The 24,808-nt window shown below is 60.3% G+C and carries 27 protein-coding genes; 12 read left to right on the forward strand and 15 right to left on the reverse strand.

Annotated elements, in window-relative coordinates; translation table 11 throughout:
- Positions 1 to 58: 58 nt before the first annotated feature.
- A complete protein-coding gene (gene algW / locus J3P79_RS04680) occupies positions 59 to 1,219 on the reverse strand; it encodes a Do family serine endopeptidase AlgW (protein ID WP_039592221.1) in 1,161 nt (386 codons plus the stop codon).
- 104 nt (positions 1,220 to 1,323) lie between these two features.
- Between algW and J3P79_RS04685 the strand changes: the two genes are divergently transcribed.
- The 3 genes from J3P79_RS04685 (at position 1,324) to cysN (ending at position 5,097) form a co-directional block, all read left to right on the forward strand.
- Positions 1,324 to 2,082, forward strand: coding sequence for a Nif3-like dinuclear metal center hexameric protein (locus tag J3P79_RS04685; RefSeq protein WP_434608527.1), 759 nt, complete (start codon positions 1,324 to 1,326; stop codon positions 2,080 to 2,082).
- A gap of 189 nt (positions 2,083 to 2,271) precedes the next feature.
- Positions 2,272 to 3,189 carry a sulfate adenylyltransferase subunit CysD gene (cysD, locus tag J3P79_RS04690; RefSeq protein WP_030139871.1) on the forward strand — a complete coding sequence of 306 codons (918 nt, stop codon included), beginning with the start codon at positions 2,272 to 2,274 and terminating at the stop codon, positions 3,187 to 3,189.
- Between the two features lie 9 nt (positions 3,190 to 3,198).
- Positions 3,199 to 5,097 carry a sulfate adenylyltransferase subunit CysN gene (cysN, locus tag J3P79_RS04695; protein WP_434608530.1) on the forward strand — a complete coding sequence of 633 codons (1,899 nt, stop codon included), beginning with the start codon at positions 3,199 to 3,201 and terminating at the stop codon, positions 5,095 to 5,097.
- A gap of 167 nt (positions 5,098 to 5,264) precedes the next feature.
- On the opposite strand, the gene J3P79_RS04700 is transcribed toward cysN, so the two are convergent.
- From J3P79_RS04700 to J3P79_RS04710, 3 genes are read right to left on the reverse strand one after another with little or no spacing between them, the layout of a single operon-like run.
- Entirely contained in the window at positions 5,265 to 6,173 is a 909-nt protein-coding gene (locus J3P79_RS04700; protein ID WP_434608532.1) for an acyltransferase, read from the reverse strand.
- A complete protein-coding gene (gene pta, locus J3P79_RS04705) occupies positions 6,174 to 8,273 on the reverse strand; it encodes a phosphate acetyltransferase (protein WP_434608535.1) in 2,100 nt (699 codons plus the stop codon).
- Between the two features lie 54 nt (positions 8,274 to 8,327).
- Positions 8,328 to 8,666, reverse strand: a complete 339-nt coding sequence (locus tag J3P79_RS04710) for a DUF3565 domain-containing protein (protein WP_434608536.1) — start codon at positions 8,664 to 8,666, stop codon at positions 8,328 to 8,330.
- On the opposite strand from J3P79_RS04710, the gene J3P79_RS04715 reads away from it, so the two are divergent.
- From J3P79_RS04715 to J3P79_RS04725, 3 genes are all read left to right on the forward strand, one after another.
- Positions 8,635 to 9,120 carry an FKBP-type peptidyl-prolyl cis-trans isomerase gene (locus J3P79_RS04715; RefSeq protein ID WP_434608538.1) on the forward strand — a complete coding sequence of 162 codons (486 nt, stop codon included), beginning with the start codon at positions 8,635 to 8,637 and terminating at the stop codon, positions 9,118 to 9,120. The two genes, J3P79_RS04710 and J3P79_RS04715, sit on opposite strands and share 32 nt — an antisense overlap.
- 122 nt (positions 9,121 to 9,242) lie before the next feature.
- A complete protein-coding gene (locus tag J3P79_RS04720) occupies positions 9,243 to 9,725 on the forward strand; it encodes a glutathione peroxidase (RefSeq protein WP_434608540.1) in 483 nt (160 codons plus the stop codon).
- 199 nt (positions 9,726 to 9,924) lie between these two features.
- The gene (locus J3P79_RS04725) at positions 9,925 to 11,028 is read left to right on the forward strand and encodes an NADH:flavin oxidoreductase (RefSeq protein WP_434608542.1); all 1,104 of its coding nucleotides are present in this window, start codon (positions 9,925 to 9,927) and stop codon (positions 11,026 to 11,028) included.
- Between the two features lie 14 nt (positions 11,029 to 11,042).
- Here J3P79_RS04725 and J3P79_RS04730 read toward each other — a convergent pair whose 3' ends face one another.
- Together J3P79_RS04730 and cysZ are read right to left on the reverse strand one after the other, a co-directional pair.
- Positions 11,043 to 12,218 (reverse strand): glycosyltransferase family 4 protein, encoded by a 1,176-nt coding sequence (locus tag J3P79_RS04730; RefSeq protein WP_434608543.1) that lies wholly within the window; start codon positions 12,216 to 12,218, stop codon positions 11,043 to 11,045.
- Positions 12,219 to 12,282: 64 nt separating this feature from the next.
- A complete protein-coding gene (gene cysZ, locus J3P79_RS04735; RefSeq protein ID WP_434608545.1) occupies positions 12,283 to 13,038 on the reverse strand; it encodes a sulfate transporter CysZ in 756 nt (251 codons plus the stop codon).
- A gap of 309 nt (positions 13,039 to 13,347) precedes the next feature.
- Here cysZ and trxB point away from each other — a divergent pair, with 309 nt between their 5' ends.
- A complete protein-coding gene (gene trxB / locus J3P79_RS04740) occupies positions 13,348 to 14,310 on the forward strand; it encodes a thioredoxin-disulfide reductase (protein WP_030139882.1) in 963 nt (320 codons plus the stop codon).
- Positions 14,311 to 14,508: 198 nt separating this feature from the next.
- Here the strand turns inward: trxB and J3P79_RS04745 are convergent, their stop codons facing one another.
- From J3P79_RS04745 to J3P79_RS04775, 7 genes are all read right to left on the reverse strand, one after another.
- Positions 14,509 to 15,759 (reverse strand): 2-aminoadipate transaminase, encoded by a 1,251-nt coding sequence (locus J3P79_RS04745; protein ID WP_434608547.1) that lies wholly within the window; start codon positions 15,757 to 15,759, stop codon positions 14,509 to 14,511.
- A 153-nt stretch (positions 15,760 to 15,912) separates the two neighbouring features.
- Positions 15,913 to 16,251 (reverse strand): HopJ type III effector protein, encoded by a 339-nt coding sequence (locus J3P79_RS04750; RefSeq protein WP_434608549.1) that lies wholly within the window; start codon positions 16,249 to 16,251, stop codon positions 15,913 to 15,915.
- Positions 16,244 to 16,540 (reverse strand): DUF1244 domain-containing protein, encoded by a 297-nt coding sequence (locus J3P79_RS04755; RefSeq protein WP_434608552.1) that lies wholly within the window; start codon positions 16,538 to 16,540, stop codon positions 16,244 to 16,246. The genes J3P79_RS04750 and J3P79_RS04755 overlap by 8 nt, the downstream gene beginning before the upstream one ends.
- A gap of 97 nt (positions 16,541 to 16,637) precedes the next feature.
- On the reverse strand, positions 16,638 to 17,018 hold the full coding sequence (gene folX / locus J3P79_RS04760; protein WP_434608555.1) for a dihydroneopterin triphosphate 2'-epimerase: 381 nt from the start codon (positions 17,016 to 17,018) through the stop codon (positions 16,638 to 16,640).
- Positions 17,019 to 17,576 carry a GTP cyclohydrolase I FolE gene (gene folE / locus J3P79_RS04765; RefSeq protein ID WP_434608557.1) on the reverse strand — a complete coding sequence of 186 codons (558 nt, stop codon included), beginning with the start codon at positions 17,574 to 17,576 and terminating at the stop codon, positions 17,019 to 17,021. It lies immediately after the preceding gene.
- A 21-nt stretch (positions 17,577 to 17,597) separates the two neighbouring features.
- Positions 17,598 to 18,302 carry a dihydromonapterin reductase gene (folM, locus tag J3P79_RS04770; RefSeq protein ID WP_434608560.1) on the reverse strand — a complete coding sequence of 235 codons (705 nt, stop codon included), beginning with the start codon at positions 18,300 to 18,302 and terminating at the stop codon, positions 17,598 to 17,600.
- 115 nt (positions 18,303 to 18,417) lie between these two features.
- Positions 18,418 to 18,978 carry an antibiotic biosynthesis monooxygenase gene (locus tag J3P79_RS04775; RefSeq protein WP_434608563.1) on the reverse strand — a complete coding sequence of 187 codons (561 nt, stop codon included), beginning with the start codon at positions 18,976 to 18,978 and terminating at the stop codon, positions 18,418 to 18,420.
- Between the two features lie 222 nt (positions 18,979 to 19,200).
- On the opposite strand from J3P79_RS04775, the gene J3P79_RS04780 reads away from it, so the two are divergent.
- The gene (locus tag J3P79_RS04780; RefSeq protein ID WP_434608565.1) at positions 19,201 to 20,160 is read left to right on the forward strand and encodes a MerR family transcriptional regulator; all 960 of its coding nucleotides are present in this window, start codon (positions 19,201 to 19,203) and stop codon (positions 20,158 to 20,160) included.
- Between the two features lie 8 nt (positions 20,161 to 20,168).
- Here J3P79_RS04780 and J3P79_RS04785 read toward each other — a convergent pair whose 3' ends face one another.
- Together J3P79_RS04785 and J3P79_RS04790 are read right to left on the reverse strand one after the other, a co-directional pair.
- Positions 20,169 to 20,774, reverse strand: coding sequence for a hypothetical protein (locus J3P79_RS04785; RefSeq protein WP_434611355.1), 606 nt, complete (start codon positions 20,772 to 20,774; stop codon positions 20,169 to 20,171).
- Positions 20,775 to 20,823: 49 nt separating this feature from the next.
- Positions 20,824 to 21,297, reverse strand: coding sequence for a PAS domain-containing protein (locus J3P79_RS04790; protein WP_434608568.1), 474 nt, complete (start codon positions 21,295 to 21,297; stop codon positions 20,824 to 20,826).
- Positions 21,298 to 21,447: 150 nt separating this feature from the next.
- Between J3P79_RS04790 and J3P79_RS04795 the strand changes: the two genes are divergently transcribed.
- The 4 genes from J3P79_RS04795 to J3P79_RS04810 all read left to right on the forward strand — a co-directional run bounded on the left by J3P79_RS04795 (position 21,448) and on the right by J3P79_RS04810 (position 24,777).
- Positions 21,448 to 21,924, forward strand: coding sequence for a flavodoxin (locus J3P79_RS04795; RefSeq protein WP_434608571.1), 477 nt, complete (start codon positions 21,448 to 21,450; stop codon positions 21,922 to 21,924).
- 108 nt (positions 21,925 to 22,032) lie between these two features.
- A complete protein-coding gene (locus tag J3P79_RS04800; protein WP_434608574.1) occupies positions 22,033 to 22,815 on the forward strand; it encodes a class II aldolase/adducin family protein in 783 nt (260 codons plus the stop codon).
- Complete coding sequence (locus J3P79_RS04805) at positions 22,815 to 23,717, forward strand: alpha/beta fold hydrolase (RefSeq protein ID WP_434608577.1); 903 nt, start codon at positions 22,815 to 22,817, stop codon at positions 23,715 to 23,717. Before J3P79_RS04800 ends, J3P79_RS04805 begins: the two co-directional genes overlap by 1 nt.
- Positions 23,718 to 23,865: 148 nt before the next feature.
- Positions 23,866 to 24,777, forward strand: coding sequence for an SDR family oxidoreductase (locus J3P79_RS04810; protein ID WP_434608579.1), 912 nt, complete (start codon positions 23,866 to 23,868; stop codon positions 24,775 to 24,777).
- The last annotated feature ends 31 nt before the right edge of the window (positions 24,778 to 24,808 follow it).

Raw genomic sequence — 24,808 nt, forward strand, 5'->3', positions numbered from 1 at the left:
AGTCGAACGCCGTTTTGTGGCGAGGGAGCAAGTACCCTCGCCACGGGGGGATGGAATTTTACTGTTCTTCCTTGAGCACCACCGGCGCGGGTGGCGGGCGCAGGCCGATCTCAGCCGTAAGCTTGAGCTCCTTGCCGTTGCGCATGACCTGGATCGTGACCTTGTCGGTGGGTTTGATCCGCGCCACCTGGTTCATCGAGCGACGGCCATCGCCAGCGGGTTCGCCGTCGATGCTCAGGATGACATCGCCCAACTGCAGGCCGGCCTTCTGCGCCGGACCGTCGCGGAAAATCCCCGCCACCACGATCCCGGGCCGCCCGGACAAACCGAACGATTCCGCCAGTTCCTGGGTCAGCGGCTGGACTTCAATCCCCAGCCAGCCACGAATCACTTGGCCGTGTTCGATGATGGACTTCATCACTTCCATGGCCAATTTCACCGGGATGGCAAAGCCGATGCCTTGGCTGCCGCCGGACTTGGAGAAAATCGCCGTATTGATCCCGGTGAGGTTGCCATTGGCATCCACCAGGGCGCCACCGGAGTTGCCGGGGTTGATCGCGGCGTCGGTCTGGATGAAATCTTCGTAGTTGTTCAGGCCCAGTTGGTTGCGGCCGGTGGCGCTGATGATGCCCATGGTCACGGTCTGGCCTACGCCGAACGGGTTGCCGATCGCCAGGGTCACGTCGCCGATGCGGATGCTGTCGGAGCGGCCGATGGTGATGGCTGGCAGGTTCTTGAGATCGATCTTCAGTACCGCGAGGTCGGTTTCCGGGTCGCTGCCGATCACTCGGGCCAGGGTTTCACGGCCGTCCTTGAGCGCCACTACGATCTGGTCGGCACCGCTGGTGACGTGGTTGTTGGTCAGGATATAACCTTCCGGGCTCATGATCACACCCGAGCCCAGGCTCGACTCCATGCGCTTCTGCTTGGGCGAGTTGTCGCCGAAAAAACGCCGGAATTGCGGATCTTCGAACAAGGGATGGTTGGGTTTGTTGATGACTTTGGTGGTGTACAGGTTCACCACCGCCGGCGCCGCCAGGGTGACCGCGTCGGCGTAGGACACCGGGCCCTGCTGCACCGCCTTGGTTTGCGGCGCCTGTTGCAGGTTGACATCGAGGCTTGGCAGGCCGACCCATTCCGGGTAGCGCTGGATAATCAGTAGAGCGACAAGCACGCCGGCCAATAGCGGCCAGCCGGAAAAACGCAGCGCCTTGAGCATTAAGCACGTCCTACAAAGGTTGCAGGCGGTATGAGACCGCCCATAATGTCGCGCATTATACGAGGCCGCGGGCGCCTCTGAACGGGATATTTAGGAGTCTTTTCATGGCCGTAGCCCTGAACACCCTGGTAGAAGAAGCGGACCGTTACCTGACAAGCGGTCGAATTGCCGATTATTGCCCGAACGGGCTGCAAGTCGAAGGCAAGCCACAGGTGATGCGCATCGTCAGTGGTGTCACTGCCAGCCAGGCGTTGCTCGATGCGGCCGTCGAGGCCGAGGCCGACTTGGTGCTGGTGCATCACGGCTATTTCTGGAAAGGCGAGAACCCTTGCGTCACCGGCATGAAGCAGCGTCGCCTCAAAACGTTGCTCAACCACGACATCAGCTTGCTGGCCTACCATCTGCCTCTGGACCTGCATCCCGAGGTGGGCAATAACGTGCAACTGGCCCGTCAGTTGGACATCACCGTCGAGGGGCCGCTGGATCCGGATAACCCCAAGATCGTCGGCCTCGTCGGCTCCTTGAGCGAACCGATGACGCCCCGGGATTTTGCCCGCAAGGTCCAGGAAGTGATGGGACGCGAGCCGTTGTTGATAGAGGGCGAACAGATGATCCGCCGGGTCGGCTGGTGCACCGGTGGTGGCCAGGGTTATATCGATCAGGCGATATTGGCCGGTGTCGACCTCTACCTTAGCGGTGAGGCGTCGGAGCAGACGTTCCACAGCGCCCGGGAGAACGGCATCAGCTTCATCGCCGCCGGGCATCATGCCACCGAGCGTTATGGCGTCCAGGCGCTGGGCGACTACCTGGCGCGACGTTTTGCCCTGGAACATATCTTCATCGACTGCCCGAATCCGATCTGAATGCTTATAACCCCTGTGCGAGCGAGCAAGCTCGCTCCCACAAAAGCTGTCGCATTGCCCGAACCACCGGGCATATCCATATGCTGTTTCGATCTAGTTGGCGCCCTGATTAGAAGAGGTCGCTGTGCTAGGATTCCCCGCTCGAACACGGCCCGCTGGCCGTTCATAAGAAAGCTTTCGTGAGTAGCCATGGTCGACAAACTGACGCATCTGAAACAGCTGGAGGCGGAAAGCATCCATATCATCCGCGAGGTGGCCGCCGAGTTCGATAACCCGGTGATGCTGTACTCCATCGGTAAAGACTCCGCCGTGATGCTGCACCTGGCACGCAAGGCGTTCTTCCCCGGCAAGCTGCCGTTTCCGGTGATGCACGTCGACACCCGCTGGAAATTCCAGGAGATGTACAAGTTCCGCGACCGCATGGTCGAAGAACTTGGCCTGGACTTGATCACCCATATCAACCCGGACGGCGTGGCGCAGAATATCAACCCGTTTACCCACGGCAGCGCCAAGCACACCGACATCATGAAGACCGAGGGCCTCAAGCAGGCGCTCGACAAGCATGGTTTCGACGCAGCCTTCGGTGGTGCCCGTCGCGATGAAGAGAAGTCCCGCGCCAAGGAGCGCGTCTACTCGTTCCGCGACAGCAAGCACCGCTGGGACCCCAAGAATCAGCGCCCAGAGCTTTGGAACGTCTACAACGGCAAGGTCAACAAGGGCGAGTCGATTCGAGTGTTCCCGCTGTCGAACTGGACCGAGCTGGATATCTGGCAGTACATCTATCTCGAAGGCATCCCGATCGTGCCGCTGTACTTCGCCGCCGAGCGCGAAGTGATCGAGAAGAACGGCACGCTGATCATGATCGACGACGAGCGCATCCTCGAGCACCTGTCCGACGAAGACAAAGCCCGTATCGTCAAGAAGAAAGTACGTTTCCGTACCCTTGGCTGCTACCCGTTGACGGGCGCGGTGGAGTCCGAGGCCGAGAGCCTGACGGACATCATCCAGGAAATGCTCCTGACGCGAACTTCCGAGCGCCAGGGCCGGGTCATCGACCACGATGGCGCAGGCTCGATGGAAGATAAAAAACGTCAAGGTTATTTCTAAGGGGCTGTCATGTCGCATCAATCTGATTTGATCAGCGAGGACATCCTCGCCTACCTGGGCCAGCACGAGCGTAAAGAGCTGCTGCGCTTCTTGACCTGCGGCAATGTCGACGACGGCAAGAGCACCCTGATCGGGCGCCTGCTGCACGACTCCAAGATGATCTACGAAGATCACCTGGAAGCCATCACCCGCGATTCGAAGAAAGTCGGCACCACCGGAGACGATATCGACCTGGCGTTGCTGGTCGACGGCCTGCAGGCCGAGCGCGAGCAAGGCATCACCATCGATGTCGCCTACCGCTATTTCTCCACCGCCAAGCGCAAATTCATCATTGCCGACACCCCTGGCCATGAGCAGTACACCCGCAACATGGCCACTGGTGCGTCCACCTGTGACCTGGCGATCATCCTGGTCGACGCCCGCTACGGCGTGCAGACCCAGACCCGTCGCCACAGCTTCATCGCCTCGTTGCTGGGCATCAAGCACATCGTCGTGGCCATCAACAAGATGGACCTCAAGGACTTCGACCAGGGCGTGTTCGAGTCGATCAAGGCCGACTACCTGAAGTTCGCCGAAGGCTTGAAGATGAAGCCCACCAGCATGCACTTCGTGCCGATGTCCGCCCTCAAGGGCGACAACGTGGTGAACAAGTCCGAGCGGTCGCCGTGGTACACCGGCCAGTCGCTGATGGAGATCCTCGAGACCGTGGAAGTGGCGGGCGACCGTAACTTCACCGATCTGCGTTTCCCGGTGCAGTACGTCAACCGTCCGAACCTGAACTTCCGCGGTTTCGCCGGTACCCTCGCCAGCGGCATCGTGCACAAGGGCGACGAAGTGGTGGTGTTGCCGTCGGGCAAGAGCAGCCGCGTGAAATCCATCGTCACCTTCGAAGGCGAGCTGGAACACGCCGGTCCAGGCCAGGCCGTGACGCTGACCATGGAAGACGAGATCGATATTTCCCGTGGCGACCTGCTGGTGCATGCCGACAACGTGCCGCCGGTCACCGACAGCTTCGAAGCGATGCTGGTGTGGATGGCCGAGGAGCCGATGCTGCCGGGCAAGAAATACGACATCAAGCGCGCCACCAGCTACGTGCCGGGTTCGATTGCCAGCATCGTCAACAAAGTCGATGTGAACACCCTCGAAGAGGGGACCGCCAGCGCCTTGCAGCTCAACGAAATCGGCAAGGTGAAGATTGCCCTGGATGCGCCGATCGCCTTGGACGGCTACGAGAGCAACCGCACCACCGGCGCGTTCATCGTCATCGACCGCCTGACCAACGGCACGGTCGGTGCCGGCATGATCGTCGCCCAGCCGCTGACCCACGGCAGCAGCACGCACCACGGCAAACTGGCCCATGTGTCGGTGGAAGAACGCACCCAGCGCTTCGGCCAGCAGCCAGCCACGGTGCTGTTCAGTGGCCTGTCGGGTGCGGGCAAGAGCACGCTGGCCTACGCAGTCGAGCGCAAGCTGTTCGACATGGGCCGTGCGGTGTTCGTGCTTGATGGCCAGAACCTGCGCCATGATTTGAACAAGGGCTTGCCGCAGGATCGCGCCGGGCGGACCGAGAATTGGCGTCGCGCGGCTCACGTTGCCCGTCAGTTCAACGAAGCTGGCCTGCTGACCCTGGCCGCGTTCGTCGCGCCGAGTGCCGAAGGGCGTGAACAGGCCAAGGACCTGATCGGTCGGGAGCGCCTGCTGACCGTCTACGTCCAGGCCTCGCCGACGGTGTGTGCCCAGCGTGATCCGCAAGGGCTGTACGCGGCCGCCGGCGATAACATCCCGGGCGAGTCGTTCCCGTACGATGTGCCGCTGGATGCCGACCTGGTGATCGACACCCAGTCGCTGACGTTGGAAGAAAGCGTCAAGCAGGTGCTGGATCTGCTGCGCAAGCGTGGGGCGATCTAAGCAACGCCGCTGTAAATGAAAAGCCCGCAGATGAGTGATCATCTGCGGGCTTTTTTGTTGTCTAGAAAATTGCTATCGCGAGCAAGCTCGCTCCCACACTAGATTCTTGGCGCTCACACATACCCTGTGGGAGCGAGCTTGCTCGCGATGAGGTCGATGCAGCCACCTCAAGACTTGGCGGGATACTCCCGATGCATCTGCGCAAGCAATGCATCCTTGTCCTGCCATAACTGGTTGATCCAGCCCTGGAACTCAAGGCGATACGCACCGTCCTGGTCGTAGCTTTTGCCAATGAACTGCGGCGGTATCTTCAGCTCCTGGAAATGCACCACCACCTCCCCAACGTTGCCGCAGAGCAAACCCCAATACCCCGGGCGACCGCCCGGATAGTGAATGGTCACGTTGATGATCGATTCCAACTGCTCACCCATGGCATCGAGCACGAACGCGATTCCGCCGGCCTTGGGCTTGAGCAAGTAGCGAAACGGTGACTGCTGCTGGGCGTGCTTGCCTTCGGTGAAGCGCGTGCCTTCGACGAAATTGAAGATGCCCACCGGGTTGTTGCGAAACTTCGCGCATGTCTTGCGGGTGGTTTCCAGGTCCTTGCCTTTCTTCTCCGGGTGCTTTTCCAGGTAAGCCTTGGAGTAGCGCTTCATGAACGGGAAGCCCAGGGCCCACCACGCCAGGCCGATCACCGGCACCCAGATCAGCTCTTGCTTGAGGAAAAACTTCAACGGCCGGATGCGCCGGTTCAGCACGTATTGCAAGACCATGATGTCGACCCAGCTCTGGTGGTTGCTGGTGATCAGGTAGGAATGCTGGTAATCCAGGCCCTCCAGCCCGCTGAGGTGCCAGCGGGTACGGCGCAGCAGATTCATCCAGGCCTTGTTGTTGCTGATCCACGCTTCATGGATGTGGCTCATCAGCCAGTCGGTGAAGCGCTGGGCGGCAGGGAAGGGCAGCAACAGCTTGAAGATCGCCACGATGAACAGCGGCGTGCAGCAGGCAATGGTATTCAGTGCCAGGAGCAGCGAGGCGATGACGCCGCGCAAAGGGGCAGGCAGGAAGTCCAGCATTTAAATATCCAGAGGTCGGTTGGCGGCTTGGATCGCGGTCAGGGCGATGGTGTACACGATGTCATCGACCTGGGCGCCGCGTGGCAAGTCATTCACGGGTTTGCGCAAGCCTTGCAGCATCGGTCCGAGGCTGACGCAATCGGCGCTGCGTTGCACGGCCTTGTGGGTGGTGTTGCCGGTATTGAGGTCCGGGAAAATGAACACCGTGGCACGGCCGGCGACCTGGCTGTTGGGTGCCAGTTGCCGTGCCACGGTTTCGTTGGCGGCGGCATCGTATTGCAGCGGGCCGTCGATCAACAGCCCTTGTTGCGCCTCATGGGCCAGCAGGGTCGCTTCGCGGACCTTTTCCACCTCTTCGCCGCTGGCCGACTCGCCGCTGGAATAGCTGAGCATGGCGACCCTTGGCGTGATGCCGAACGCCGCGGCGGAGTCGGCGCTTTGCAGGGCAATTTCCGCCAGCTCCGCTGCGCTGGGGTGCGGGTTCATCACGCAATCGCCGTAGACCAGCACTTCTTCGGGAAACAGCATGAAAAACACCGAGGACACCAGCGAGCACCCAGGCGCGGTCTTGATCAACTGCAAGGCCGGGCGGATGGTGTTGGCGGTGGAGTGGATGACACCCGATACCAGGCCGTCCACTTCATCCAGCGCCAGCATCACGGTGCCGATCACCACGGGATCTTCCAGCTGCTGCTCGGCCATGGGGGCGTTCAGGCTCTTGCTCTTGCGCAGTTGCACCATGGGCTCGACGTAACGCTCGCGAATCACATCCGGGTCGAGAATCTCCAGCCCCGGCGGCAGTTCGATACCTTGGGCGCGCGCCACCGCCTCGACATCGGCCGGCTTGGCCAGCAACACGCAACGGGCGATGCCTCGGGCCTGGCAGATGGCGGCGGCCTGGACGGTGAGCGGCTCGCTGCCTTCAGGCAGCACGATGCGCTTGTTCGCGGCCTGCGCACGTTGGATCAACTGGTAGCGGAACACCGCCGGTGACAAGCGCATTTCCCGTGGCGTACCGCAGCGCTGGTGCAGCCATCGGGCGTCCAGGTGGCTGGCGACGAAATCGGTGATGATCTCTGCGCGTTCGCGGTCATCGATGGGGATTTCCTTGTTCAAGCCGTTGAGCAGGTTGGCGGTGTCGTAGGAACCGGTGCTCACCGACAGCACCGGCAAGCCTGCCTGCAAGGCGCCGCGGCACAGCTCCATGATGCGTGGGTCGGGCAAGGTGTCGCTGGTCAACAGCAGGCCGGCCAGCGGCACGCCGTTGATCGCCGCCAGGCTCACGGCCAGGATGATGTCGTCGCGATCGCCAGGGGTCACCACCAGCACGCCGGGCTTGAGCAGCTCCACGGTGTTGCGCATGGTGCGGGCGCAAATGATGATGTTGCTCATGCGCCGGGTTTCGTAATCGCCAGCATTGAGCACCTGCGCGCCCATCAGGTCGGCCACGTCGCGGGTCCGCGGGGCATTGAGTTCTGGGCGGAACGGGATGCAGCCGAGCAGGCGAAAGTCGCCGCTGCGCAGCAATGGCGAGTGTTCCTTGAGGCGCGCGGTGAACGCCTCCATGCTCTCGTCGGTGCGGACCTTGTTCAAGATCACGCCGAGGACTTTCGGATCCTTGGGGCCGCCGAACAGCTGCGCCTGCAATTCAACGCGGCCGGAAAGCTCCGTCAACACTTCGTTTTCCGGCGCCGACACCAGGATGACTTCGGCGTCCAGGCTCTTGGCCAAGTGCAGGTTGACCCGCGCGGCGTAGCTGGCGCTGCGGGTCGGGACCATACCCTCGACGACCAGCACGTCCTTGCCGATAGCGGCCTGCTGGTAAAGGGTGATGATTTCTTCCAGCAGCTCATCGAGCTGGCCATCGCCAAGCATGCGCTCGACGTGAGCCAGGCCCAGGGGCTGGGGCGGCTTGAGGCCGTGGGTGCGGGCCACCAGTTCGGTGGAGCGTTCCGGGCCGGTATCGCCGGGATGAGGCTGGGCAATGGGTTTGAAAAAGCCGACTTTAAGCCCGGCCCGTTCCAGGGTACGCACCAGCCCGAGGCTGATGGAGGTCAGGCCCACGCCAAAATCGGTGGGTGCGATAAAAAAAGTTTGCATGCGGATTCTCTAAGGGGGAATGGCGCGACCTATGACGGGTCGTCTACCCACAATTCAGTCGCCAAGGTTATCGCTAACCGGGCCTTGAGCGCACCAGCCGCAGTCAAAGGGCTGGCCTATTTTTTCAACACGTTGCGCCGGATCCAGGACCCAGGCCCGGGATTGCCACGGTGGCTGATGGCGCAGGTGCTGGGTGTGGCCGCAGGACAGCTCGGCCACCCAATGCCCATCCTCATCCTGGCGGAATCCGGTGACCGTTGGTCTGTTCGAGCTAGCCCGTTTGTCCGGGTTCCGTTCGCTTTCGGGCAAATCCTTGTTTAGACTTGTCCGTTCTTCATTCTTATGCAAAAGGTCTCGCCCCATGCTGATCGCCGCCAATAAGGCTGTCTCCATCGACTATACCCTGACCAACGACGCTGGTGAGGTCATCGACAGCTCCGCCGGCGGCGCTCCGCTGGTCTACCTGCATGGTGCAGGCAACATCATCCAGGGCCTGGAAAAAGCCCTGGAAGGCAAAACCGTCGGTGACGAGCTGAGCGTGGCCGTCGAGCCGGAAGACGCCTACGGCGAATACTCCGCCGAACTGGTCAGCACCCTGAGCCGCAGCATGTTCGAAGGTGTGGATGAGCTGGAAGTCGGCATGCAGTTCCACGCTTCGGCGCCGGATGGCCAGATGCAGATCGTCACCATTCGCGACCTAGACGGCGACGACGTGACCGTTGACGGCAACCACCCGTTGGCTGGACAGCGCTTGAACTTCCAAGTCAAGATCGTTGACATCCGTGACGCCAGCCAGGAAGAAGTCGCCCATGGTCACGTCCATGGCGAAGGCGGCCATCACCACTGATTTCTGCGCTACGTTCAAGTAACCCGTGAACTGGAAAGGCGCCCTACGGCGCCTTTTTAGTCGCTTGCTGCTAGCATCGCCCATGGCTGTATTGAAAAGATCCGCAAACCTGGAGTTTCGTCATGAGTGCTTTCCACGACCTTAAACTGACAGCCCTGGATGGTCAGGAGCTTCCTTTGGCGCCGTTCAAGGGGCAAGTCGTGCTGGTGGTCAACGTCGCCTCCAAATGTGGCCTGACGCCACAATATGCGGCGCTGGAAGATCTCTACCAGCAATACAAGGCCAAGGGGTTCGCGGTGCTGGGCCTGCCCTGCAATCAGTTCGCCGGGCAAGAGCCGGGGACCGAGCAGGAAATCCAGGCGTTCTGCAGCCTCAACTATGGCGTGACGTTTCCGTTGGCCGGCAAGTTGGACGTGAACGGTCCTGAACGTCATCAGTTGTATCGCCTGCTGGCGGGCGAGGGCGCCGAGTTTCCTGGGGACATCACCTGGAACTTCGAAAAATTCCTGCTCGGCAAGGACGGCCGGGTGCTGGCGCGTTTCTCGCCGCGCACGCCGCCGGATGATCCTGCCGTGATCCAGGCGATCGAAAAAGCGCTGAACTGAACCGTAGGCGAACCCCTGTGGCGATGGATAAATCCCCTCGCCACAAGGTATACGCTCGGCGTGCATTGGGTTGAGCCTCTCAATGTCAATCCTCCCTTCTGATCCTTAATCACTCCAATCAATAGTGCTACCCAGCACCGCCTCGACTCCATATTATCGCCGTCATATCTGAACTGTGACCGATCCCGTGGAGTGCCCCATGCCAGTACAAGCCCTGTTCAAACCTTTCCAGCTCGGCACGTTCCAGTTGCCGACCCGGGTGGTGATGGCGCCGATGACCCGTTCCTTTTCGCCGGGTGGCGTTCCGAACAGCAAAGTGATCGAGTATTACCGCCGTCGCGCGGCGGCCGGGGTAGGCCTGATCATCACCGAGGGCACGACGGTTGGCCATAAGGCTTCCAACGGCTACCCGAACGTACCCCACTTCTACGGTGATGCCGCGCTGGCGGGTTGGAAAGAAGTCGTCGACGCGGTGCACGCCGAAGGTGGCAAGATCGTCCCGCAACTGTGGCATGTGGGCAATGTTCGACGCCTCGGTACCGAGCCGGATGGCACTGTGCCGGGCTATGGGCCCACTGAAAAACTCAAGGATGGCCAAGTCGTGGTCCACGGCATGACTCAGGCGGACATCGACGAAGTCATCGCCGCTTTCGCCCAAGCAGCAAAAGACGCCCAGGACATCGGCATGGACGGCGTGGAGATCCACGGTGCCCACGGCTATCTGGTCGATCAGTTTTTCTGGGACGGCAGCAACCAGCGCACTGACGGTTATGGCGGCGATCTGGCCAATCGCTCGCGCTTCGCCATCGAACTGATCCGCGCCGTGCGCGCAGCGGTGGGCGAGGGTTTCCCGATCATCTTCCGGTTTTCCCAATGGAAGCAGCAGGACTACACCGCGCGCCTGGTGCAGACACCTGAGGCGCTGGAGGCCTTTCTCAAGCCGTTGGCTGATGCCGGCGTGGATATTTTCCATTGCTCCACGCGTCGGTTCTGGGAGCCGGAGTTCGAGGGTTCGGACCTGAACCTGGCCGGCTGGACCCGCAAGCTCACCGGCAAACCAACGATTACCGTCGGCAGTGTCGGTCTGGACGGCGAGTTCCTGCAGTTCATGGTCAATACCGACAAGGTTGCCCAACCGGCGAGCCTGGAAAATCTGCTGGAGCGCCTGAACAAGGAAGAATTCGATCTGGTGGCGGTGGGCCGTGCGCTGCTGGTGGATCCGGACTGGGCGCAGAAAGTGCGTGACGGGCGTGAGCAGGACATCCTGCCGTTCAGTCGTGAGGCGTTGATGACCTTGGTCTAAGCATCACCGAACGATCAACGCACTGTCGGCGCAGCAGGCATCACCTGCTCGCCGACACAAGCGCCTCGCAGTAACGCCTCGAATTGCTCGATCACCGACGCCCAGCCTTGGCGACTCGCGTGCTGGCGCGCATTGAGCCTCACGCAACGCAAGGCTTCACGCTCCTCCAGCAGCCAACGGGCCGCATCGCAGAACGCTTCTTCGTCGCCCGGCATCGCCGACACCCCGTTATAGCCATGACGGATGTGCTGCGCCGCCGCGGCCTGGTCATAGGCCACCACGCCCAGCCCGGATGCCAACGCTTCCAGCACAACGTTGCCGAAGGTTTCGGTCAGGCTTGGAAAGACAAACACATCCCCGGACGCATAATGAGCCGCCAGCGCTTCGCCACGTTGCGCCCCGCAGAATATTGCCTCGGGCAATTGCTGTTCGAGTGCGAGCCGCTGTGGGCCGTCGCCAACGATCACAAGCTTGATTTGCCGTGTAGGAAAAGCACTGCTCAGGGTGTCGAAGCAACGCTTGAGTAGCGCAAGGTTTTTTTCCGGCGCCAGGCGTCCCACATGCAGCACAGCGATATCGTCATCGCCCAAGCCCCAGCTCTCTCGCAGGGCGGTTGAGCGTTTGGCTGGATGAAACAAATGGCTGTCCACGCCACGGGACAACAACGCCACGCGTTCGAAATGCCGGCGTTCCAGTTCCAGGCGCTGGCTGACGCTGGGCACCAGCGTCAGGCTTGAACGGTTGTGGAACCAGCGCAGGTAATGCGTGAGCCCACGACTCAACAGGCCGAGGCCGTATTGTCGGGTGTATTGCTGGAAATTGGTATGAAAGCCACTCACCACCGAGATACCCAGGCGCCGCGCCGCACGCAACGCTGACAAGCCCAGCGGCCCTTCGGTGGCGATGTACAACACATCCGGGCGATGACGTTTCCAGCGCCGCAGCAGCTTGTGCATCGAAGCCTGCCCCCACTGCAACCCCGGGTACCCCGGCAGTGGCCAGCCCCGACACAGCAGCAATTGGTCGTTGCTGGTGAGGCCCTGGTCCCCTGCCTGGCGCGGACGAATCAATTCAACCCGATGCCCGCGGGCGCGCAAGCCGTCATAGAGACGACCCAGGGTATTGGCGACGCCATTGATTTCCGGCGCAAAGGTTTCGGTGACGAGCGTAACGTGCAGGTGTGTGGTCATGACCCCAGTGTCGACCGGGGCCGTTTCGCCATTGTGACGTGAAGATGATGGATTTGTGACGGGATCAGCCCTGTCGCGCCAACGCCGTCTCGGCGCCTTGCTCGCGCACCCAGAACAACGTCGCTCCAGCCACGGCCGCTGGCATCATCAGAATGTTTACGAAGGGGATCAACAGCACCAGATACACGCTGCCACCGAACCCCAGGCTCTGCCAGCGTTTTTCCCGCAGCCAGGCGAGCATTTCGTTCCAGCCCAGCTTGTGGTTGTCCGCCGGGTAGTCGATGTATTGGATCGCCATCATCCATATCCCGAACAGCAACCACAGCGGCGCGGCCACCACATTGACCCCCGGGATGAACGACAGCACGAACAGCCCCAGGGCCCGGGGCAGGAAATAGCCGAGCTTGCGCGCCTCGCGAGCCAGGGTGCGCGGGACCATGGCGACCAACTCGCCCCAACTGAACGCTGGGAAATCATCCGTACCGCGCACCACCACTTCAACCTTTTCGGCGAGAAAACCGTTGAAAGGCGCCGCGATGATATTGGCGAGCATGGTGAACGTGAAAAACACCATCAACACCACAAGGATGACGAACAAGGGCCACAGGACGTAGCTCAGGAAACTCAGCGCATCCGGCAACGATGGCATCAGCGTGTCGACCCACAGGCTGAACTGATGGCCGGCCAAATAGATCAACCCGACGAACAGCAACAGATTGATTGCCAGCGGCAGCAGGACAAAAAGGCGCAGGCCGGGGCTCAGGACCAATTTGAGGCCTTCGCGCAAATATTGCGGGCCGGACAGGACGGGGGCGGGCATAGGTGGCTCCGAGGGTAGTTGACGCGCCGACCTTACCGGCTTTGCTTTGTGCGGGAAAGCCGCGACACGGCGTGTAACAAAGGTTTAGCGAAGGATCGTCACTATCGGCAGCGCGGCGGCGGATAGAGCTCACCTATGAGCTGGATTGTTAAACCGTATTTCCTTAATCTTCGCTCCCTCGATACGCTGCACCCAATCTTTTTCAGGACTGTCGAACCCAAGCCTTCCCCAAGTGCATCAACAGTCCTTTTTTATTCCCGCCGCTCAGCCGGCGTTCCGGGCCACAGGTCCGGTCAACAGGAGCAGGTCATGTCTGAAGTCCGTCATTCGCGTGTGATTATTCTCGGTTCCGGCCCTGCCGGTTACAGCGCCGCGGTCTATGCGGCACGTGCCAACCTCAAGCCGCTGCTGATCACCGGCATGCAAGCTGGCGGTCAATTGACCACCACCACCGAAGTCGACAACTGGCCGGGTGACGTCCACGGCCTGACCGGCCCGGCCTTGATGGAGCGCATGAAAGAACACGCCGAGCGTTTCGAGACCGAGATCGTCTTCGATCACATCAACGCCGTGGATTTCGCCGCCAAGCCGTACACTCTGACCGGCGACAGCGCGACCTACACCTGCGACGCGCTGATCATCGCCACCGGCGCCAGTGCTCGTTACCTGGGCCTGCCGTCGGAAGAAACCTTCATGGGCAAGGGCGTTTCGGCCTGCGCCACTTGCGACGGTTTCTTCTACCGCAACAAGCCAGTGGCGGTGGTCGGTGGCGGCAACACCGCTGTCGAAGAAGCGCTGTACCTGGCCAACATCGCCAGCACGGTCACCCTGATCCACCGTCGCGAAACCTTCCGCGCCGAGAAGATCCTGATCGACAAGCTCAACGCCCGCGTCGCCGAAGGCAAAATCATCCTCAAGCTCAACGCCACCCTGGACGAGGTGCTGGGCGACAACATGGGTGTGACCGGTGCGCGCCTGAAAAACAACGACGGCAGCTTTGACGAGATCAAGGTTGACGGTGTGTTTATTGCCATCGGCCACACCCCGAACACTTCGTTGTTCGAAGGCCAGCTGGAACTCAAGGACGGCTACCTGGTGGTCAAGGGCGGCCGCGACGGCAACGCTACCGCCACCAGCGTCGAAGGTATCTTTGCAGCCGGCGACGTGGCCGACCACGTCTACCGCCAGGCGATCACCTCCGCCGGTGCCGGTTGCATGGCGGCCCTGGACACCGAGCGCTACCTCGATGGTTTGCAGAACGCTTCGTTCTGATTTCATCAGGCACAAAAAAACCGGCTTCGGCCGGTTTTTTTGTGCCTGGATGTTTTACACGCCGCTGCGGAAAACTTCTGTGGGAGCGAGCTTGCTCGCGATGGCGGTGTATCAGTCAACATCGATGTTGGCTGACCTGACGCTATCGCGAGCAAGCTCGCTCCCACAGGTTTTTTGTGTGGTCAGAAACACAGCATTTCAGGCCAGCTTCACCAGGCACGCCTCCAGAATATCCAACCCCTCTTCCAGCACCGCCGGCTCGGTCGTCAACGGCGCCAGCAGCCGAATGATGTGCCGCGACTTGCCGCTGGGCATCAGCAGCAAACCCGAGTCCCGCGCCGACGCCAGCAATTGCGTGAGTTGTGCCGGGGCCGGGAAGCCGTCGGTGTGGGCGAGTTCGATCCCGCGCATCGCGCCGACACCGGTCAGGCGGCCCAGGTAAGGGCTCAGCCCGCGGCTGCGCCAGGATCGGTAGCGGCTGACGATCGCCTCTTGCTGTTGCGCACCCCAGCCCTTCAGGTTGGCATCAGTCATTTCGTCCAACGTTGCCAGCGCGGCGGCGCAGGCGATGGGGTTGCCCGAGTAAGTGCCGCCGAGCCCACCTTTAGGCAGCGTGTCCATCAGCAACTTGCGGCCGACCACTGCTCCCAGCGGCACGCCCCCGGCGATGCTTTTACCCAGCAAGATGAGGTCCGGCTCGATGCCCAGTCGCGAGAACGCAAAACGCTGCCCGGTGCGACCGAAACCGGACTGGATCTCATCGATGATAAGCACGATGCCCTTGTCGTCGCAGAACTGCCGCAGTGCCTGGGCGAACGCTACATCCATCGCCAGGAAACCGGCTTCGCCCTGCACCGGCTCGACGATGAAGCAGGCCACGTCATTCACATCGATCTCGACGCTGAACAGCCTGTCCATGGCTTTCAGCGCTTCGGCGCATGTCACACCGTTGTCCTGGCTGGGGTAGGGCAAGTGATAGACCGGCCCGGGCAGTACGCCGACTTTCTGTTTGTACGGCGCGACCTTGCCGTTGAGGTTGAGGGTGGCGAGGGTCCGGCCATGGAAGCCTCCATCGAAAGCAATCACGGCAGTGCGTCCCGTGGCGCCGCGCACGATTTTCAGGGCGTTTTCCGCCGCTTCGGCGCCGCTGTTGGTCAGCATGCCGCTCACTGGGTAATCGACCGGGATGAAGGCGGCCAGGCGCTCCATCAATTCGAGATAAGGCGCGTGGGGCGCCGCATTGAATGCGTAGTGCGTCAGGCGGGTAGCTTGTTCGCGGATCGCCTCGACGATGCGGGGATGACAATGGCCGAGGTTCAACACGCCGATGCCACCCACGAAGTCAATGTAGCGCTTGCCGTCACAATCCCAGACTTCGGCGTTTTTTCCGTGGCTGAGGCTGACGGGGTGAACGAAGGAAATCGATTGGCTGATGCTGTCGCGGCTCATGGATGACGGCTCGGAAGAAGAAAGGATTTACCTTATCTAAGCCGCGAGCGGCAGCGCCCGGCAAACGAAATAAAGTTGCCGGGTCAATCATAAAAGTCGGGATGTGGTGAGATGCCACTTACTCCGGCTGTGCAATCTGAGGCGAGGGGTCGATCAGCGACGCTGCAGCGGCGGTGCCTCGAAGTGCACACCCTCCAACCCGTGGGCCATCAACGCGCGGATATTGCCGTGGTCGCTGCCTTCGGGCGTGGCCAGTACCGAACGATAATGTTCGCCAAACGCCAGCAGCGCTTCTTCGTCGCTCAAGCCTTCAAGCAGCGCCAGGCCCAACGTCTTGCAGGAACCTTCGTTCTGCCCGGCGGCGTTTTCCACGCTGCCGTTCTTGAAGGCCTGGGGTTGATAGTCGTAGCCATCGACAATGAAGGCCAGGGTGTCGGCAAAAAGATGCTCGCCGCTCTTGAGGCTGGCACGAAAGGTGTTCAGGTCAGGCATTGGGGTTTCCTTTGGCGAATGCTGCTTGTTGCTCGGCACTGGCTTCTTTCTGGTACTGGGCTTTCCATTCGGCATAGGGCATGCCGTAGACAACTTCTCGTGCATCATCGAGGCTGACCTCGAGCTGGCGTTCGTCGGCGGCCGCCTTGTACCACTTGGACAGGCAGTTGCGGCAGAATCCGGCGAGGTTCATCAGGTCGATGTTTTGCACATCCTTGCGGCTGTCGAGGTGGGCAACCAGCCGACGGAATGCGGCGGCTTCAAGTTCGAGGCGTTGTTGGTCGTTCATGGGAGTCTCTGCGAGACAGCTTCAAGTGGCACGCTTCAAGCTGCAAGTGGGTTTGCGGTGTTCAGCCTTGAAGCTTACAGCTTGAAGCTTTTGGCTGCTACGAAGAAGTCCTGCTTGCCGCCAGCGTAATCGATACGGACTCGGCGAAGCGCAAGGCATGCGGCTTGTCGACTTCGACTTCGGCGTACAGCACCGACTCGTTGGCCATGACCAGGTCGAGCAGCTCCTGGGTGAGCCGTTCGAGCAGGGCGAAGCGATTGCCTTCCACGTGGGCAATGACCGCCTTGGTGATGGTGCGGTAGTTCAAGGCGTGGTCGATGTCGTTGTCGCGCACCGCTTCCTGGGCGGCATAGAGGATGGTCAGGTTGATCAGCACATCCTGCTTATTGAGGATTTCATCCTCGTTGATGCCGATGAATGTACGCAGGCGCAGGTCCTTGACCTTGATGCGCGCCATGGCGGGTTGAAGTTGTGGCATTTATTGGCTCCGTCGAATCAATTGCAGGAACTCCTGGCGCGTGGTGCTGGACTCGCGAAAGGCGCCGAGCATCACCGAGGTGTTCATGGTCGAGTTCTGTTTTTCGACACCGCGCATCATCATGCACATGTGTTGGGCTTCAATCACCACCGCAACGCCGGCAGCCTGGGTTACCCGCTGCACCGCGTCGGCGATTTGCCGGGTGAGGTTTTCCTGGATTTGCAGGCGGCGGGCGAACATGTCCACCAGTCGCGCGACCTTCGACAGCCCCAGGACCTTGCCCGTGGGAATATAAGCCACATGGGCCTTGCCGATGAAGGGCAGCAGGTGATGTTCGCATAAAGAATAGAGCTCGATGTCGGCGACAATCACCATTTCATCGCTGTCGGAGGCAAACAAGGCACCATTGACAATCTCTTCGACGCTTTGCTCGTAGCCATGGCAAAGGTACTGCATGGCCTTCGCCGCGCGCGCCGGGGTATCCAGCAGGCCTTCGCGCTCCGGGTCTTCGCCCAGGCCGATCAGGATCTCACGGTAATGCTGAGGCGAAAGCGCCATGATGTTTCCTCGAAACCGCGACTATTTGAGATGCCGCCCGCCGTTCACCGTCAGGGTCGTGCCGGTGACATACGGGTTATCCAGCAAATAACGGAGACTCTGGTAAATGACCTCGCTGCCGGGCTCGATGCCCAGTGCGGACTTGGCCAGCGCCTTGGCACGATAGGCTGCGTCGTCGCCGGGATTGAACAGTAGCAGGGCCGGGGCTATACCGTTGACCTTGATGTCCGGTGCGTACTTCGCCGCGAACGATAGCGTCAGGCTTTCGAGCCCGGCCTTGGTGGCGCAATAGGCGATGTGCTTGCTGCTGCCCTTGCGTGTTACATCGTCGCTGATGTGCACGATATCGGCAGGAATGCAGCGCTGCAGCAGCTCGGCGCAATGCAGGTTGATCAGGTAGGGGGCGAGCATGTGCACCCCAAACATCTCGTTGAATGCAGCCGTTTCGCTTTCCGGAGTTTCCGCCAGCCAGGCCGAGGCGTTGTGCACGATGGCTCGCAGCTGGTCGGTGTGCTGTTTGAGCTGATCGATAAAGCCGAGGATACCCGGTTCGCTGGAAAGATCGGCGAACAGCACCGTAGCCCCTAAATCACGCAGCGTCTGCACCCCCGGGCGTTCGGTGCGGTAAGTGGCAATGACCGGCTGTCCGTCCTCCAGCAAACGTCGGGCGCAATGCAGGCCGACGCGTTGGGCTGCGCCGGTGATCAGGATCGGAGCGGTAGGCATGGGAGGGTTTGGCTCGGGTCGTGGCACAAGCAAAAACTATAACAGCCACGGCGGGTGCCTCCTATGCGCAAAGGCGAGACCAGCGCTCCGTCCGTTTTTCGCCGGGGGCGTTGGTTCAACGATTCTGCGTGGACGGTAACGGCCGTTGTGGTGCGCCCGCCAGCCAACTCGCCAATAAATGGGTCGACATCGGAATAAACAAATAGACCATCAGTGGCGTCAGGATGAGCGTGCTGATGCACACCCGGCTCAACAGGCCCAGTTCGCCGAGTAACGGTCCCAAGAGAAAATTGAACAATAACGAAACCGGAAAGAACGCAAGCCAGATCGCCACCGCCTGTTTCCAGCGTGGCGGGCGTTGGCCGGCCGCGCCGAACCAGCCATCGATACCGCGTACCCGGTGCTCGGATGGATGGGCAAACAGTTCGCTACCGCGCCCCAGCCAGGCCGTGCGCGAGGCTGAATGTTCCCAGGCGTGAAGGGTCTGCTCGTCGACAAATCGGAAGATAATCTGGAACTCGTCGTCTTCGGGCGGTGGCGCGAGCACGCCTGAGCCCAGATAGCCCGGGAAGTCAGCTGCCAGCAGTTCGCCTTCGCGCAACCACGCGATCAGGTCGTGATAACATCCATTGGCGACGCGGCGGGCCACCATGAGAGTGACTGGGGTGGTAGACATTTTGTATCTCCATGTTACATGTTGCGCTACTCCGGATAGGAGCTTCGCTATTGAGACGCCCCGTGGGTAAGGGCTGCGTCTGGTCACAAGAGGCAGGCAAGGATTATTCCCAGTCGAGCACAAAACCACAAATCCACAGATTGGCCGGTGCTGTCCCTTGTCAGTGCACCGCTGACAAGGGGTACTATGGGATCCAATTTTCCAGTTGGGAAAACCGACGGAATGAGCGTAATCACCGAAGATACTCCCGTGTTCTCGGCGCGAGGCGCCTTGAAGCGCGATGACTTGTTTCCTATTCGTGAAGTGGCGCGATTGACCGGTGTGAATCCCGTGACGTTGCGTGCATGGGAACGTCGCTACGGCCTGATCCAACCCACGCGCACCGAAAGCGGGCACCGCCTGTACTCCTTGGATGATGTTGAGAAGGTCCGCAGTATCCTCGCTTGGATCGAGCGCGGGGTGGCCGTGAGCAAGGTGGGAAAGATTCTTGCGAAGACCGAATCGGTGCAGCCGGTCTCCAAGTTGATTACCCCCGATCTGGTGCGCGCCGATTACAGCCAATGGCAACAGCAGGTAGCGGACGCGGTCGGCAATTTCGATGATGTGGAGTTGGACCGGGTCTACGGGCAGATTTTTTCCTGCTACACGGTATCGGTGGTCTTCCAGGAAATCCTGATGCCGCTCTGGCGGGAACTGCTGCAACGCCGGCATGAGTTCGGGCAGACCAGCGAATGGCTGTTCTATGACGCTTTCCTGCGCTCGCGCGTAGCGCAACGGCTTCTGCTCAATCGCGAGCTGCTAGCCAGGCGTGTTCTGGTCTGCTCGATCGCCAGCCAATGCCGGGAGCTTGAGTTACTGGTGACTGCGCTTTTCGTGTCCAAGGCAGAGGTGGGTGTCCGGGTTCTGACTATCGGCCAGCCCTTTGACGAGCTGACCTTCGTTTGCCAGAAGATCCAGCCTTTGGCATTGGTGCTGGTATCCAATCACGCGCCGATCACCGAGCTACCCAAGCGTCTGAAGAAGTTGGCTATGGGCCTGGATTGCCCGCTGTTTCTGGCTGGCGAGGCGTCCGATCTGGCTCAGGAAAGCCTGGCGGGCTCATCAATTGGTTGCCTGGGGAGCGACGGAACGGAAATGCGCCTGCGCTTGCGTCAATTCCTGGACGGTAACCTGGATACCTGATGGCAGGCTTAGAGGTGCATCGCAGGGTGAGCCAGGCGATGTTGTTGAAGGATGTATTGGCGTAGCCGTTCAGTTTCGTCCTGATCATGCTGGCTCAAGTGATAAGCGTACAGGCCTTGATCGGTTTCCCTTTCGAACGTGCCACGCAAGGCAATCCTTTCGTAGCCTGACGGGCTGAACCAAAGGGCGAACTGCTTCGCAGGCTTGGTGCGATTGCGGATTTCCAGCAGTACACCTTTGCAAGAGACCTCATGCACCCACAATGGCCCTGGCTGCCCCTGGGCATTTTCCAGCGCCACCGGCTCCTCGAGAGCGAGGCGCCAGGGACGTATCTTCGGTCCATCCTCATAGATGCTCGGCACACCGAGGCGAAGGTGCATGGCGTGGAACTCATCTTCAACCAGTTGCAACGGAAAGGTCATCTGCTGATTTTCGAAATTAGCCTGCAGCGTGACCTGTTCATTTGCGGCCAGACGTGTCAACAGATCACGGATCTGCGACCCACCGTTAACCAGCAAGCTCGACGTGACGTCCCGCTCATTCAATTGCGGGTTGTGCTGCATGGTCCGGATGAAGTCCAGTTCGTCCTGGGTCAGGAGGCTGTCGCGCTGCATAGGATGCTCGAAAAAAGATACTTTCACTGGTGATTGTAGTGACTGACCACTAATTCGCCGTTTTGTTTTCGCCATTCGTCGCATTGAGCCGAGCGATGGTCTGCCGCGCTTCGGCCAACTCCGCTTCCAACTGGGTAATGCGCTGTTGGGCCTTCACTTGCACCGTTACGTCTTTCTGCACACCAACGAAATAAGTATGGCCATCGGCTTCATTTTTCACCGTGGACAGTGACAACTCGTTCCAGAACGGCGTGCCGTCCTTACGGTAGTTGCGCAGGATTTGCCTGCATGCGCCTCCTTCTTTCAAGGTCATGCGGATAGATTCGAGGGAAGGTTGGTCGCGATCACCCGACTGCAGGAACCGGCAATCCTGATAGAGGATTTCGTCGCGACCATAACCGGTCAACCGTTCGAATGCAGGGTTTACGTAAATCAATATGTTGTCTTCGCCTTCCTTCTCGGCGACAACGATTCCATCGTTCGAAGCGTTGATCACCAGTTGCATCAGATGAGCATTGATCATGAAGTCTCTCCTTTTAGCAGCCGAGTATGCGCGTCATTCTAAAAGAACCAAGCCCAACGAGTGGCCATTAGCTGTTGTTGAGAGTCAATCGCAGCTTTAGCGCGCAGCCTGTTACTATTCCTGCCCTCCATCAGCTTCAGGATCAGATTGATGAAAGTCGCCATTCTTTCCGGCTCCGTATACGGCACGGCCGAAGAAGTTGCCCGGCATGCCGCCAAGCTATTGGGTGATGCCGGTTATGAAATATTCCATCATCCACGGGCGACCCTGGCGGACATTCAAGCGTTCGCACCGCAAGCGTTGCTGGCCGTGACGTCGACAACGGGAATGGGTGAGCTGCCGGACAACTTGGTGCCGCTGTACTCGACCATTCGAGACCAGTTGCCCGCATCGTTCCGCGGTCTGCCTGGCGCCGTCATCGGCTTGGGGGATGCGAGCTACGGTGACACGTTCTGCGGCGGTGGCGAGCAGATGCGCGAATTATTCGGCGAGCTGGGCGTGCGTGAAGTGCTGCCCATGTTGCGCCTGGATGCCAGCGAAAGCGTTACACCTGAGACCGATGCCGAGCCCTGGCTGGAGAAACTGATCGGAGAACTGCAGCGGGCCTCTGACTCGCTCGGCCAGTAAGCTGGCTGCCAAGGCAACTATCGCCCTCGCCGGAGCTGACTAGACTGGTTTTCTTGTTCATGAGGATCGTGGACATATTTCTCCAACAAGAAGCCAGAGGTCACCGCCGTGAGCGTAGCGTCCCTTCAATCGACAGCCGGCATCAAAGACCAGGTCAGTGCGGCCGAATGGCAAGCCCGTGTCGATCTCGCCGCCTGTTATCGGCTTGTCGCGCTGCACGGCTGGGATGACTTGATCTTCACCCACATCTCCGCGAAGGTTCCCGGTACGCAAGAGTTCCTGATCAATCCATACGGCTTGATGTTTCATGAAATCAGCGCGTCGAGCTTGGTGAAGATCGATCAGGCCGGCAACAAATTGATGGACAGCCCCTACGAGATCAACCCTGCCGGCTTCACCATTCACAGCGCGGTCCACGAAGTGCGACACGACGTTGTGTGCGTGCTGCACACCCACACCGCAGCCGGCGTCGCGGTATCGGCCCAGAAGCAAGGCGTGCTCCCGATAAGCCAGCAGTCGTTATTCGTGCTGTCGAGCCTGGCCTATCACCCTTATGAAGGGGTGGCGCTCAATCCCGACGAAAAAGCTCGCCTGCAAGCGGACCTCGGTGAGAACAACTTCCTCATGTTGCACAACCATGGCCTGCTGACCTGCGGCGGCACCATCGCCGATACGTTCCTGATGATGTTCATTTTCCAGCGGGCCTGCGAAATCCAGGTATTGGCCCAGACGGGCGGTGCCGAGTTGATCGCCATCGAGCCCCAGGTCCTGGCCGGTGCACGCGCAATGGTCGCCGGAGTGACGAGGAGCGCCCAGGGCATGGGAGGCGCGCTGGCTTGGCCGGCGTTGCTGCGCAAACTCGACCTGCAAGATCCGAGTTACAAGAATTGATGCCCATGGTCCAGATCCCCTTGCGCATCTGGCGACAGCGCGGCCAGACGTTCATGTTTCGTGGCCATGCTATCCGGTACTGGGTTGCAGGACATGGCGAGCCTTTGCTGCTGATCCACGGGTTTCCGACCGCCAGTTGGGATTGGCATTACCTGTGGCAGCCGCTGGCGCAGCGTTATCGGGTGATTGCCTGCGACATGCTCGGTTTTGGTGATTCCGCCAAGCCGGTGGATCATGTCTACAGCCTTCTTGAACAGGCCGATTTGCAACAGGCATTGCTGGCGCATCTGAACGTGACGCAAGCGGTTCATATACTGGCCCATGACTACGGCGACAGCGTGGCCCAGGAGCTCATCGCCCGACATGGCGAGGCACGCATCGATGTTGCCAGTTGTACCTTTCTCAATGGGGGCTTGTTCCCGGAAACCCATCGTCCGGTGCTGATGCAAAAACTTTTGCTCAGCCCTTTGGGATGGTTGATTGGCCGGGGTTTTACCAGGGATGGCCTGGCCAAGAGTTTTCGACGAATCTTCGGCCCGTGGACTGCCCCCACCGAGAGCGAACTGGATGATTACTGGAGCCTGGTCGAAACCCATCGCGGACCACGGGTCATGCACAAGCTCATTGCCTATATCCCGGAACGACGCGTGCAGCGTGACCGTTGGGTCAAGGCGATGCAGCGTGGTGAAGTGCCCATGCGGGTCATTGACGGGGCTTTCGATCCGATTTCCGGCGCGCATATGGTGGCGCGTTACCAGGCCCTGATCCCCAACGCCGATACGGTGTTGTTAGCCGATATTGGTCATTACCCCCACACCGAAGCGCCAGTGCAGGTGCTCAAGCACTACCTGGCATTTCGCGAAGCGATCGCTGCGCCTTGCCGGCAAATGGCATGTTCCTGACGGTTATCGCCGGGACGAGATAGCGCAACCGCTGCATCATCCCTTCACCTTATTGCCTGCCATTCACTCCCGCCCTTGTTGATTGTGACCGGCCGACTTGTGCCGGACACTCGTGCCAATGTCCTATCGGTCTGATGGAGTTCTGCCCATGAATGATTCTGTGCGCTTCGAAGATAAAGTCGTGATCGTCACCGGTGCCGGTGGTGGCCTGGGTCGCGCCCATGCGCTGTTGTTCGCCAGGCATGGCGCAAAAGTATTGGTCAATGATCTCGGCGGTTCGGCGCAGGGCGAGGGGGCCAACGCCTCGGCAGCGGATCGGGTGGTCGCTGAAATTCGCGAGGCAGGCGGCATCGCCGAAGCCAACCACGATTCTGTTACTGATGGCGACAAGCTTGTGCAAAACGCCCTCGACACATTCGGCAGGGTTGATGTTGTCGTCAACAATGCCGGCATCCTGAGGGACAAAACCTTTCACAAAATGGACGACGCCGACTGGGACCTGGTTTACCGCGTCCATGTCGAAGGCGCCTACAAAGTCACCCGTGCCGCCTGGCCGCACCTGCGCGAGCAGAATTACGGCCGGGTTATCTTCACGGCTTCCACGTCCGGCATCTACGGGAACTTCGGGCAGTCCAACTACGGCATGGCCAAGTTGGGTCTCTATGGCCTGACCCGCACCCTGGCCATCGAAGGGCGCAAGAACAATATTTTCGTCAATGCCATCGCCCCCACCGGCGGCACTCGCATGACCGAAGGCCTGATCCCGCCGCAAGTGTTCGAGCAACTCAAGCCCGAACTGGTCAGCCCGCTGGTGGTGTACCTGGCCAGTGAAGCCTGCCAGGAAACGTCCGGCTTGTTCGAAGTCGGCGGCGGCTGGATGGGCAAGGTGCGCTGGGAGCGCAGCCTTGGCGCAGGGTTCGACCCGCGCGAAGGCTTCTCGCCGGAGGACGTCGCCGCCCATTGGCAACAGATCTGCGATTTCCAGGACGCTGTTCACCCGAATGACAATCTGGAAGCCTTGAAAGAAATGATGGCTAACCTGCAGCGTTACGCCGTTTAAGGTTCGTCGCCCAGGCCGGTTGCCGCCGACA

It is taken from the genome of Pseudomonas sp. R1-7 (genome assembly GCF_051132105.1).
GTDB lineage: Bacteria > Pseudomonadota > Gammaproteobacteria > Pseudomonadales > Pseudomonadaceae > Aquipseudomonas.